This window comes from Shewanella sp. CG12_big_fil_rev_8_21_14_0_65_47_15, from assembly GCF_002783505.1.
Taxonomy (GTDB): domain Bacteria; phylum Pseudomonadota; class Gammaproteobacteria; order Enterobacterales; family Shewanellaceae; genus Shewanella.
Window position 1 is genome coordinate 1 of record NZ_PFGL01000041.1, and the last position, 11,439, is coordinate 11,439.

Consider the following 11,439-nt stretch of genomic DNA (forward strand, 5'->3'; position numbering starts at 1 on the left):
TGCAAAATAGTGGTGCCCGAACCCGGAATCGAACCAGGGACACGAGGATTTTCAATCCTCTGCTCTACCGACTGAGCTATTCGGGCAACTAAACTAAGCGTTAGTTAACTACTTTGAACTCGTTGGCTAAGCCATCTCCTTCGAAGTGCGGCTATATTAGCTAGGGAGTTTCACCTCTGCAAGCGCTTTTTCCTGACAAATAACTCGTTCGGCTGTTTAATGCGCATCTTGGATGTTTTTTATCTTTTATTGGGTGAATTCAGGCCAATTTCATTTGTTAACTGTATTTTTCAAGTCGGAGGGATGCTGATGTTTACTATAGCTTTGTGCTTATAAATCCCAGTTTTTGACTTACTTTCTAAAATTTCGAAAGATATAAGCGATTTTTACTGATTTTAGTTTTTAAATTTAGACTTATGATAATGAACATTATTTCATCGATGGATGGAAATTACGCGGGTATGGAGTCGCAGTATGTTTCGAAATAGTCAGTTGGCTTATGGATTAATTGCCATAGTGACTCATTGGGTGAGTGCGTTAGTCATCATAGGTTTGTTTGCAGTCGGTGTGTGGATGGTGGAGTTAACCTATTACAGCGCTTGGTACAAAACTGCGCCACATCTACATAAAAGCATAGGGATTTTACTCTTAGCTTTGACGTTATTCCGTTTGTTATGGCGCTTAGTAAACCCTAAGCCCGCACCAGAGGCGGATCATAAGCCGTGGGAGAAAAAGGCGGCACATATCGCGCATTTAGCCATTTATACCTTGCTGTTGGTGATCATGTTTGCAGGGATTTTAATCTCAACGGCCGAAGGTCGGGGAATTATGGTGTTTGACTGGTTTGAACTGCCGGGATTTGGACCTTTTTTTGAAAACCAAGCCGATATAGCGGGCGATATTCACCAATATGCGGCTTACAGCTTGATGGCACTGGTGGTGATTCACGCCGCGGGCGCATTAAAGCATCACTTTATTGATAAAGATGCAACTTTACTCAAAATGATTAAATTTAATCGAGGATAATACAATGAAAAAGCAACTGTTAAGCGCACTGATTGGTGCATCTCTATTGGCTCCGATGACGGCTTCAGCGGCGGACTATGTCATTGACCGTGAAGGAGCACATGCCTCTATTACTTTCAAAGTGAGTCACTTAGGTTATAGCTATGTTGTTGGTCGTTTTAATGATTTTAGCGGTGACTTTAGTTATGACGCGGCTAAACCCACTGCGGCTAAAGTAAATGTGACGGTAAATACCTTAAGTGTGGATTCAAACCACGCCGAGCGTGATAAGCATATTCGTAGCGAAGACTTTCTCAATACTGGCAAGTTTGCGCAGGCCACTTTTGCCTCAACCTCAGTTGAAGATAAAGGCAATGGCGACTTAGTGATTAACGGCAACTTAACCTTAAATGGTGTGACTAAGCCATTAGCGATCAAGGCCCATGCAGTGGGCGAAGGTCAAGATCCTTGGGGTGGCTACCGTGCAGGTTTTACTGGCACAACCACGTTTGCGATGAAAGATTTCGGTATCAAGATGGATTTAGGCCCAGCGTCTAGCCATGTTGAGTTAGATCTTGTGGTTGAAGGTGTGCGTAAGTAACGCTTTATTCTGCCATTTAGAGATAAAAAAGCGCCGAAAGGCGCTTTTTTGTGGGTTTTATTGTTAGGTTAAAACAAGAATTAATCTTGATCTTTTTCTGGTACAAAACCTTCAATTTCAACGTCTTTCCCTTCAAAGAGGAAAGAGATCATTTGTTCTTCAAGAAACTTACGATCATCAACATTCATCATGTTGAGTTTCTTTTCATTGATCAGCATGGTTTGCTTTTTTTGCCATAGGCCCCAAGCTTCTTTGCTGATGTTATCAAAAATACGTTTACCTAAATCACCTGGATACAGTTGAAAGTCTAGGCCGTCGGCTTCTTTATTTAAATATACGCAATTGACTGTACGCGCCATGATTATTCCTTACTGACTGCGGATTGAACGAGTGATCCCAAATTGGCTAGCACGCGCTCGGTGGCGGCGGCGAGTCCCACTTTGGAAGGATGACTTATGTTATACCAGAGTGACTGGTTTTGTTCCATGACAGCGCCCACGCTCTGTTTATTGCCGTGGATTTTATCGCCGTGGGTTTTATCTAAGTTAAGCATCATGGGCTGAATATCTAAATGAAAGTGGCTAAATGTGTGCCTAAAGCCTGTTAACCATTCGAGTGGCTGCGCAGCAAACCCTTGTTCTTCAAGATGGGTTTCAAGGGCAGCTTGGGTGGCAAACTCAGGGAAACACCAAAGCCCTCCCCAAATTCCCGCTGGCGGGCGTTTAGCTAGAAAGACTTGGTTATCTTGCATCAGCACTAACATCCACGCCGCTTTGGTCGGTATGGTTTTTTTAGGCTTTTTGCCGGGGAAATCGGTTTGTCTGCCAATCAGCTGAGCTTTGCAATCAATCGCCACAGGGCAAGCGGCGCAGTTAGGTTTACTACGAGTGCAAATACTGGCGCCGATATCCATCATGGCTTGATTATATTTCTGAATATCTTGCTGCGGCGTAACGGCATCAGTCAGTTGCCAAAGCTGTTCTTCGACCGTTTTTTGCCCCGGCCAACCGGCGATAGCGCCGTGTCGTGCTAACACGCGTTTGACGTTACCGTCGAGAATGGGGTGATGCTGCCCAAGTGACAGTGACAATACTGCGCCTGCTGTCGAGCGGCCAATACCCGGCAGAGCAAGTACTTGCTCAAAATCCGTTGGGAATAGCCCCTGATAATCGTCGCGAATCACCTTGGCTGCTTTATGCAGATTACGCGCCCTAGCGTAATACCCAAGGCCGGTCCAATGATGCAACACCTCATCATCTGGCGCGTTAGCGAGTGCTAACACATCGGGGAAACGCGCCATAAATTTAAGGTAATAGGGAATAACAGTCGCAACCTGAGTTTGTTGCAGCATAATTTCAGAAACCCATACGCTATATGGGGTTTTATCCTGCTGCCAAGGGAGGGTTTTACGACCGTGATTGTCGTACCAAGAGACGATACGTGTGGCGAAGGAGGCTGTAGATTTCATCGGCGCAGTGTAGCGGCAGTTATCTTCTTAGACAAGCTTAAAAGACAAGTGAACAAGGGCTAAAAAGCCAAAAATCGCCGCTAAATTCGCACTCTTAAATAATCTTGGTATACTTTGGCGCCATTAGTGCTTGCACTGTATGTTGAACTTTGGATAATGCCCTTCTTTTATATGGTGCTATCCACTAGACGAGGCAAAAATGAGCGAAGTCACTACCGCTGAATTTAATGAAGAAGGCAAGTATCTGCGCAAGATCAGAAGCTTTGTCCTAAGAGAAGGTCGTTTAACTAAAGGCCAAGCCCAAGCTATTGAAAGCCAGTGGCCAACCATGGGCTTAGATTACAGCCCAGCGCCATTGAACCTGAGCGACGTTTTTGGCCGTGAAGCCGATACAGTGCTGGAAATTGGCTTTGGCATGGGCGCCTCTTTAGTGCAAATGGCTAAAGATGCACCAGAGCAGAATTTTATTGGTATTGAAGTGCATAAACCGGGTGTCGGTTCTTGCTTAAGCGATGCGGCTATTGCGGGTGTGACTAATTTACGTGTGTATCATCACGATGCCATGGAAGTATTAGAACATGCGATTGCCGACGGCTCATTGGCCCGAGTGCAATTGTTTTTCCCCGATCCTTGGCATAAGAAGCGTCACCATAAGCGCCGCATCGTGCAAGCTGAATTTGCTGAACTGATCCGCCGCAAGCTAAAAATTGGCGGCGTGTTCCATATGGCAACCGATTGGGAAGAATACAGCGAGCATATGTTGGAAGTGATGCAAGCGGCTCATGGTTATCAAAACCAGTCGAGTGATGGCACTGTGGTGCCGCGTCCTGATCATCGCCCACTGACAAAGTTTGAAGCCCGTGGCCATAGATTGGGTCACGGTGTATGGGATCTGATGTTTGAGCGTATCGCTTAATCTAGATATTTCAATTGATTAATTAGTTTTTTAACACAACGGGGAAAGTCACTATGGCAACTAATCGTAGCCGTCGTTTACGTAAGAAAATGCGTGTCGATGAATTCCAAGAGTTAGGTTTTGATATGGCTTGGACTTTTGATGCATCAGTATCTGAAGCCGATATCGATGCAACTGTTGATAAATTTATCGATGAAGTGATTGAAGCCCGCAAATTAGGTTTCCACGGCGGTGGTCATATCGAATGGGAAGGCATTATCGCGACCCAAACGATTGGCAAATGCACCGAAGAAGATATTGCTGCAGTTAAGGCATTCTGGGCGAACCAAAAAGTTTCTCAGGTTGAAGTTAGCGAACTGTACGACATTTGGTGGAGTTAATGCCCGAGTTGGCATTACTTGAGGAAGTGATCGAGAAAGTTCGACCCTTGCTCGGCCAAGGAAAGGTTGCAGATTACATCCCCGCACTGGCCAGCGTCGATGCTGGCAAATTAGGCATTGCCGTCACGACTGTTGACGGTGAAACCTTAGGTGCGGGCGATTACCTTGAGCCGTTTTCGATTCAAAGTATCTCCAAAGTTTTCAGCTTAACCTTAGCGTTAACTTTATATGAAGAGGCCGAAATTTGGAGCCGTGTTGGCAAAGAACCTTCGGGCCATTCATTCAACTCTTTAGTCCAAGTCGAGTTAGAACGTGGTAAGCCGCGCAACCCCTTTATCAATGCTGGCGCGTTAGTGATTGCTGACTTATTGCAGAGCCGTTTAGGTGCGCCTAAACACAGAATGCTCGAGTTAGTCAGGCAACTAAGCCAAAACGATAAGGTGAGTTTCGACAAACAAGTGGCCGATTCAGAATATCAGCACAGTGCGCGCAATGCGGCTATCGCTTATTTGATGAAGTCCTTTGGTAATTTTCAAGGCGATGTCGATACTGTGCTGCGCACCTATTTTCATTACTGCGCCTTAAAGATGAATTGTGCTGACTTGTCTAAAGCCATGTTGTATTTGGCTAATCGCGGCAAGACTTTGGATGGCATTGAGCTGATTTCTCAGGTGCAAACTCGGCAGCTTAATGCCCTGTTGGCGACTTCGGGCTTATACGATGGAGCGGGTGAGTTTGCCTATCGTGTCGGTATGCCAGGTAAAAGTGGCGTAGGTGGCGGCATCATTGCCGTTATTCCTGGGGAACTGTCGATTTGTGTTTGGTCGCCAGAACTCGATGGCAATGGCAATTCACTTGCTGGCACTGCCATGCTTGAGCATTTAAGCCAGCGTCTTGGTCGTTCTATTTTCTAGCTCTATCTCACGTTTTTATTAGCACTATCAGACTAAAAGTTAGCGAATTTCGCTAATGACCTTTTAGTGCTAAACTTCCTAAATCCAACATAATCATATTGTTATAAAGTTGGCACGTCTCCTGCTAATCTCCTGCTATAAGTTATTCAGTAGTTTAGGTTTATCAAATTATTCAGATTAAAGGACGAACAACATGAAATTAAATAAGTTATTAACTGGATTTGCCTTATCCGGGGTGATTTTAGGAACATCTGGCCTACAGTTGGCGCAAGCGCAAACCGAGCCTAACGTCGATGACCGCTGTGAAGTCTCTTTAAATTATGACGTTATGGTAGAGCCTAAAAAATTAGTCATGAGCGAGAAGGGTACAGAAAAGTATCGTATCGAAGTCGATAAATTATTTGTTGAAGGCAAACAAGTTAACTTAACCGATAAGCAAAGAAAGTTAGTGACTCAATACGCCGATGAAGTGTCGACTCAAGTACCTGAAGTGATTGAAGTCGTGAACGAGGCCGTCGCATTGGCATCCCAAGCGGTGAGCATGGCGTTAACCCCTTTAATGGGCGATGCGGCCGGTGCTAAGTTCGATGAAATGATGGCAGGCGTTCAAAAGCGTGTTGATTCAGTGGCCTACAAGCATGGTGATAGCTTCTATTTAGGTGCGACGGAAGATTCGATGCAGAACACCTTTAACGACGAATTTGAGCAGGAAATGGAGCAAATTGTTCAGAACTCAGTGGGCACTATTATGATGACCATAGGTGGCCAAATCATGTCTGGCGACGGTGATAGTTTTGAAGCCAAGATGGATGCCTTCTCCAAAAAAATGGACAACTTAGGCCAAGATATTGAGCAGCAAATCGAGAGTCAATCTAAGGGATTGGAAGCTAAGGCTGACCGTTTGTGCGACCGATTTGAAAATCTGTTAGTGCTTGAAAATCAATTACGCCAAGAAGTGCCAGAACTCGCGCCCTATGCGTTGACGCAAAATTCTACTAAGGATCTGCGTGAATAGCCCTTGGTTTTGTTTTTAGTGTTAACTGCAATAACTTCTATCTCCTTGTGCATGAGTCAAATTTGAATACTACGCCCCTAGTCAATTTATCGCTTAGGGGCTTTTTTATTGGCTAGAGTCTAATCGTAGCGAAAACTCTTATGGCTAAGTCGATGTGGCGTGTAGGCTAGGCTTGCAGCGATTTAGTTCGGAATGTTACAGTCTTGAGGCCAATATTTGGTATACTCTTAAAATATAATTAAAAGCTGGCATATCAGTCAGATATAACACCCTACTTTAGTGGACTTTTTCGGTCTAAATCTCTGCATTAAGTCAGTTTAATGCGAGATATCAATGCTATGGTTGTTTTTAAGCGATGATTACGCTAACCACTGTGAATGACCGAAAGTTAATATCATTGTCGTAAACTGCTTAAGGCGACTTTCAATGTTAGAACTGTTAGAACCTATTGCGATTTTTACTCATGTGGCCAGAGCGGGTAGTTTTAGCGCAGCCGCAAGAAGGCTTGGGATCTCTAAGTCTAAGGTCAGTACGCAGGTAGCCGATCTCGAACATAGACTCGGTGTTCAATTAATCCAACGTACTACTCGAAGCTTAAGTCTGACTGAAGCTGGGCATTTGCTGTATCTGCAAGGGGAAGAACTACTGCGTGATGCAGAGCAGGCTATCGCAAGTGTTCATAATTTGAATGATGCCACCCGTGGGGTGCTGAAAGTGGGTATATCCCAGTCTTTTGGTGCTATGCATATTATTCCAGCCTTACCCTCTTTTATGGCGAAGCATCCAGAGCTAGAGTTGCAGGTGAGTTTACTCGACCATAAGGTCGATGTAGTGAGCGAAGGCCTTGATTTGCTGCTCACTATGTCAGAGCAATTGCCTTTGGGAATGGTTGCAAGACCTTTAATGAAGTGCCAATTTCTCCTCGTTGCTTCCCCTGATTATGTCGCCAAGCATGGAGAGCCAACTCGTCCTGAGCAATTGGTTGACCACAATTGTTTAGTCTATCAAGGCGAGTGGCATGAACACAGTATGTGGCAATTTAGAAAGGGAGATGACTACTGTGAAATTGGGGTATCGGGCAATTTCAGAGTCGATAATGCCCCTGCATTAAAATCTGCGGCTATTAGTGGCTTAGGTATTGTGTATTTAGCCAGTTATTTGATGGAAGATGAAATTACTAAAGGGACCTTAGTGCCTTTGTTAAAGGATTGGCAATTGACCCATCACCTGCCATTGCAAGCTGTTTATCCCCGCCGTAAACATCTTGCGCCCAAGGTCAGTGCTTTTATCGAATTTATCAAAGATCACATTGGAAATCCGCCCTATTGGGATATTCCCTATGCTGAGCTCTTTAGCAAGCGTCAGTAAAAATGAAAACATTGTTCTTGAAATCAGTCTTATGTGGTTTTGGTTATTTTCTACTTTTATTTTTACTTTATTAATCAGTTGGTTGCATTTTATTTTTGGATGTATTTACATTCGATTTTTTAGGCTTCTCTAAAGCAAAAGTGTTTAGCACACTTGAACTCTGTTCTTATTTGAATACAATGACGGCAGCTGATTTGGAATGATCTGAGTCCTATACTTATATTGGAAATGACCCCTTTCGATATGGGTGTACAGATCGGCAGGAATGCAGTTCTAGATCACCGCCAGCAGAAGTTTTCGAACTAAAACAATGTTGGCTTTTAAACCATCATCCTAGTTTTTGGTTTACCTCAGCCCTATAGCTGAGGTAATTTTTTTCTGGTGGTTTAGTTCTGGGACAAGTTTTGTCTCTCTGTACCCTAAAATCACATCGAGTATTAAACTTTTGAACTTAATACATTAAATATAGTGATCCACAGTGAGATAGGGTTTTATTGCCAAGTAGGTAATAAATCCAATAAAAAAGCCACTTTCGAGTGGCTTTTTTATTGGCTGCAGCTTAAGGCTTTCACCTATGTGCTTTTAGTCGTGAAGCAAGTTAACAGTGTTTCACGACTTAGCACTTAGGCATTAGTGCATTAGGCCTTTTTCTTGCTGGCTATCCAGAGATCGACTTGTTGCTCTAACACATCCAGTGGCAATGCGCCGTTCGCTAGCACTAAGGTGTGGAAGTCCCTAATATCAAATTTATTACCAAGCTGTTGTTCTGCTTTATGCCTTAGTTCCAGCAACTTAATCATCCCCACTTTATAAGCTGTCGCTTGCGATGGCATAACGATATGGCGTTCAACCATTTTCACCGCATCGGATTTAGCATTGGGCGTATTGTCCACGTAATAGGTAATGCCTTGCTCGCGGGTCCACTTCTTGGCATGAATACCGGTATCAACGACTAAGCGACATGCACGCCACAGTTCCATTGCTAGGCGACCAAAGTCAGAGTAAGGATCGGCGTAGAGTCCCATTTCTTTCGGGAAAGATTCGCTATATAAACCCCAACCCTCGATATAGGCGGTATAGCCACCAAACTTGCGGAACTTAGGAATATTTTGCAGCTCTTGGGAAATGGCGATCTGCATATGATGACCCGGAATACCTTCGTGGTAGGCCAGTGCCTCCATTTGATATTTTGGCATGGCTTTCATGTCATATAGGTTTGCATAGTAGCTACCTGGACGCGAGCCATCCGGTGCCGGTTGCTCATAGAAGGCTTTGCCCGCGGATTTTTCCCTAAAGGCTTCAACCTGTTTCACTATCATGGCGGCCTTAGGTTTTACTTTGAACACTTCATCTAAGCGCGACTTCATATTGTCGATGAGCTTAGTCGCCTCTGCTAGATAAGCGGCTTTACCTTCGGCGGTATTGGGGTAGTAGAACTGGGGATCGTCACGCATAAAGCTAAAGAATTGCTGTAAATCACCTTTAAAATCGACCTTCTTCATAATGGCGCGCATTTCATTGTGGATACGTTCCACCTCAGAAAGACCTAAGTCATGGATTTGATCGGCGGTCATGTTTGTCGTGGTAGTACGAGCTAAGGCATTGTTGTAGAAGGCGGCTCCATTAGGGAGTTTCCACACACCATCACGGTCGTCAGCTTTGGCCGCTAAGGTTTTTACATAACTGATAAGCTTGTTATAGGCTGGCTTGACTTGAGTAACTAATGCTTGCTCAGCTTGTTTTATTAGCGCTTGTTTCTCTGTTTCTTGAATCGCTAATGCGTTCACTTTACGGCGAAAATCTGCGAGTAGCGCGCTGTCGTCGCCCTTATCAAAAGGCGCCCCTTTGATAATATTTTGGCTGTCTGAAATTACATAAGCGAACACGAACTTAGGCGCGATAATGCCTTTATCTGCGCGAACGTCTAACACTGTCTGTAATTGACTTAAGCGTTTGGGCACGCCATTCAAGCGGCTGATATAGGCCTTGGCATCGCTGACATCTGTGATTTGATGTTGGTTAATTAAGAAGGAGGCGATCATAGAGTGGCCGCCATACATCTGATTCACAGGATAATTATGATAGCGCCATTGGTCATCTTCGATATCATTTTGCAGATTTTGTTTGAGTAAGGTGAGGCTAAGATGTGTTTGTGGATCGAGCTTGGTCGCATCAATCTGATTGACCTGCGCCAGTTGTTTTTTCGTGCGCGCTAGGGTTTTATCATCGGCGGCATCACCTAGTTCATCCCATTTATCATAGTCTTGCTTGATCCCCATATAGGTTTGCGAAATGGGGCTCGCCATGATGTTTTCCATAAAGAGGGTTTCGAACAACGCATTGGCTTTGTCTGACTCGGTTTGCACCACCGCATTCACAGGTTCGCTTGCACTGTGTAAGGCTGGCGAGGTTGATGCTGCATACGCGGGAATGGTCAGCAGGGCTGAAAGGGTCAGTGCGACTAAGCTGATTTTAGTTTTTATTGGCATGATCAAGCTTCCTAGATTGAGTTGCATCAATTCTAAAGAAGCTGGACAAGAATGTATGGATATTAATGTTAGAAAATGTGTTAGCAGTAATAGTATTAAACTGCACTATTGACCACTAACACATTATTTATCTAGCTATTTTAACGGCAGGCTTAGCAGAATTGTGTCAGTAAATCATTAACAAACATATGACCTTTACGGGTTAATTGCCAATGTTCAGCGGATTCTGTGAGTAAACCGCGCTGTTTGGCTTTTTCCATTCCGTCGGTCAATGTGTCTCTGTGCTGTCCGGTACGCAGTTCAAATTCTTGCTTAGGGATAGGAGTCATCAGGCGCAGGCGATTCATTAAATATTCGAGGGCGCGATCTTCCTCTGCAACATCAATCGATTCGAAGGTGTAGTTGCTGGCACTGAGATATCCCTTAGGATGTTTAATTTTTACCGTGCGTATGATGCGTTTTTCTTCTGGCAGCGTTACTTTGCCGTGGGCGCCACAGCCTATGCCTAGATAATCACCAAACTGCCAGTAGTTGAGATTGTGCCTACATTGATAACCGGGTTTTGCATAGGCGGATATTTCGTATTGCTCATACCCTAATGCCGCCAGCTTTTGTTGACCTTGCTCATAGATATGCCAGAGCGCTTCGTCATCGGGCAGCTGCGGCGGTTTTGAGTGGAATAGGGTGTTGGGCTCAATCGTTAACTGATACCAAGACAGGTGGGGCGGATTCAGCGCCGCTGCTGTGTCGATATCGGCCATGGCTTCAGCAAAACTTTGGTTCGGTAATCCATGCATTAAATCGAGGTTGAAACTTAAGTATCCCACTTGACTGGCTTTTTGAGCGGCGACTTGTGCCTCGTTTTGATCGTGAATACGTCCGAGTAAGTTGAGCTTATCCTTAGAAAAACTCTGCACCCCGATAGATAAACGAGTGACACCGGCTGCACGATAGGCACTAAAGTCATCGTGTTCCAAGGTGCCAGGGTTGGCTTCCATGGTGATTTCGATATTGTCACTAAAAGGAATTAGCGCATTAGCACCATCGAGTATGCGTTTGATTTGCAAAGCATCGAATAAAGATGGTGTGCCACCACCGATAAAGATGGTATGGAGCTGCCGCCCTTGGACCAGATGTAAATCTTGGCGTAAGTCTTCCAGAAGCGCATCAACATAAGCCTCCTGTGGCAGCTCACCATTTTGACCATGGGAGTTAAAGTCGCAGTAAGGACACTTTTGTACGCACCAGGGAATATGGATATACAGACTGAGTGGCGGCAGTTC

Annotated in this window: 11 protein-coding genes and 1 tRNA gene; 7 read left to right on the plus strand and 5 right to left on the minus strand. The window is 44.6% G+C overall.

What is annotated here, in order from left to right; translation table 11 throughout:
* Window positions 1–10 precede the first annotated feature (10 nt).
* Window positions 11–86 (minus strand) — tRNA-Phe (locus tag COW15_RS10165).
* Between the two features lie 388 nt (window positions 87–474).
* Between COW15_RS10165 and COW15_RS10170 the strand changes: the two genes are divergently transcribed.
* Both COW15_RS10170 and COW15_RS10175 read left to right on the plus strand, forming a co-directional pair.
* Window positions 475–1,026 carry a cytochrome b gene (locus tag COW15_RS10170; protein WP_293632475.1) on the plus strand — a complete coding sequence of 184 codons (552 nt, stop codon included), beginning with the start codon at window positions 475–477 and terminating at the stop codon, window positions 1,024–1,026.
* Window positions 1,027–1,030: 4 nt separating this feature from the next.
* Window positions 1,031–1,606 carry a YceI family protein gene (locus COW15_RS10175; RefSeq protein ID WP_293632476.1) on the plus strand — a complete coding sequence of 192 codons (576 nt, stop codon included), beginning with the start codon at window positions 1,031–1,033 and terminating at the stop codon, window positions 1,604–1,606.
* A gap of 80 nt (window positions 1,607–1,686) precedes the next feature.
* Here COW15_RS10175 and COW15_RS10180 read toward each other — a convergent pair whose 3' ends face one another.
* Together COW15_RS10180 and mutY are read right to left on the minus strand one after the other, a co-directional pair.
* Window positions 1,687–1,965 carry an oxidative damage protection protein gene (locus COW15_RS10180; RefSeq protein WP_293632477.1) on the minus strand — a complete coding sequence of 93 codons (279 nt, stop codon included), beginning with the start codon at window positions 1,963–1,965 and terminating at the stop codon, window positions 1,687–1,689.
* A gap of 2 nt (window positions 1,966–1,967) precedes the next feature.
* The gene (gene mutY / locus COW15_RS10185) at window positions 1,968–3,074 is read right to left on the minus strand and encodes an A/G-specific adenine glycosylase (protein ID WP_293632478.1); all 1,107 of its coding nucleotides are present in this window, start codon (window positions 3,072–3,074) and stop codon (window positions 1,968–1,970) included.
* A 199-nt stretch (window positions 3,075–3,273) separates the two neighbouring features.
* Between mutY and trmB the strand changes: the two genes are divergently transcribed.
* The 5 genes from trmB to COW15_RS10210 all read left to right on the plus strand — a co-directional run bounded on the left by trmB (window position 3,274) and on the right by COW15_RS10210 (window position 7,667).
* Window positions 3,274–3,990 carry a tRNA (guanosine(46)-N7)-methyltransferase TrmB gene (gene trmB, locus COW15_RS10190; protein WP_293632479.1) on the plus strand — a complete coding sequence of 239 codons (717 nt, stop codon included), beginning with the start codon at window positions 3,274–3,276 and terminating at the stop codon, window positions 3,988–3,990.
* 53 nt (window positions 3,991–4,043) lie between these two features.
* Complete coding sequence (locus COW15_RS10195) at window positions 4,044–4,370, plus strand: YggL family protein (RefSeq protein ID WP_007646234.1); 327 nt, start codon at window positions 4,044–4,046, stop codon at window positions 4,368–4,370.
* Complete coding sequence (glsB, locus tag COW15_RS10200) at window positions 4,370–5,284, plus strand: glutaminase B (protein WP_293632480.1); 915 nt, start codon at window positions 4,370–4,372, stop codon at window positions 5,282–5,284. The genes COW15_RS10195 and glsB overlap by 1 nt, the downstream gene beginning before the upstream one ends.
* Window positions 5,285–5,477: 193 nt before the next feature.
* A complete protein-coding gene (locus tag COW15_RS10205; RefSeq protein ID WP_293632481.1) occupies window positions 5,478–6,299 on the plus strand; it encodes a YggN family protein in 822 nt (273 codons plus the stop codon).
* Window positions 6,300–6,725: 426 nt separating this feature from the next.
* Entirely contained in the window at window positions 6,726–7,667 is a 942-nt protein-coding gene (locus tag COW15_RS10210) for a LysR family transcriptional regulator (protein ID WP_198780626.1), read from the plus strand.
* 638 nt (window positions 7,668–8,305) lie between these two features.
* Here COW15_RS10210 and COW15_RS10215 read toward each other — a convergent pair.
* Window positions 8,306–10,156, minus strand: coding sequence for a DUF885 domain-containing protein (locus COW15_RS10215; protein WP_293632482.1), 1,851 nt, complete (start codon window positions 10,154–10,156; stop codon window positions 8,306–8,308).
* A 152-nt stretch (window positions 10,157–10,308) separates the two neighbouring features.
* Entirely contained in the window at window positions 10,309–11,436 is a 1,128-nt protein-coding gene (gene hemW / locus COW15_RS10220) for a radical SAM family heme chaperone HemW (protein ID WP_293632564.1), read from the minus strand.
* Window positions 11,437–11,439 lie beyond the last annotated feature (3 nt).

What these genes read in the sequence shown, in the direction of transcription:
- COW15_RS10170 (WP_293632475.1), top strand. Translation starts at nt 475, where the DNA reads ATGTTTCGAAATAGTCAGTTGGCTTATGGATTAATTGCCATAGTGACT.
- COW15_RS10175 (WP_293632476.1), top strand. Translation starts at nt 1,031, where the DNA reads ATGAAAAAGCAACTGTTAAGCGCACTGATTGGTGCATCTCTATTGGCT.
- COW15_RS10180 (WP_293632477.1), bottom strand. Translation starts at nt 1,965, where the DNA reads ATGGCGCGTACAGTCAATTGCGTATATTTAAATAAAGAAGCCGACGGC.
- mutY (WP_293632478.1), bottom strand. Translation starts at nt 3,074, where the DNA reads ATGAAATCTACAGCCTCCTTCGCCACACGTATCGTCTCTTGGTACGAC.
- trmB (WP_293632479.1), top strand. Translation starts at nt 3,274, where the DNA reads ATGAGCGAAGTCACTACCGCTGAATTTAATGAAGAAGGCAAGTATCTG.
- COW15_RS10195 (WP_007646234.1), top strand. Translation starts at nt 4,044, where the DNA reads ATGGCAACTAATCGTAGCCGTCGTTTACGTAAGAAAATGCGTGTCGAT.
- glsB (WP_293632480.1), top strand. Translation starts at nt 4,370, where the DNA reads ATGCCCGAGTTGGCATTACTTGAGGAAGTGATCGAGAAAGTTCGACCC.
- COW15_RS10205 (WP_293632481.1), top strand. Translation starts at nt 5,478, where the DNA reads ATGAAATTAAATAAGTTATTAACTGGATTTGCCTTATCCGGGGTGATT.
- COW15_RS10210 (WP_198780626.1), top strand. Translation starts at nt 6,726, where the DNA reads ATGTTAGAACTGTTAGAACCTATTGCGATTTTTACTCATGTGGCCAGA.
- COW15_RS10215 (WP_293632482.1), bottom strand. Translation starts at nt 10,156, where the DNA reads ATGCCAATAAAAACTAAAATCAGCTTAGTCGCACTGACCCTTTCAGCC.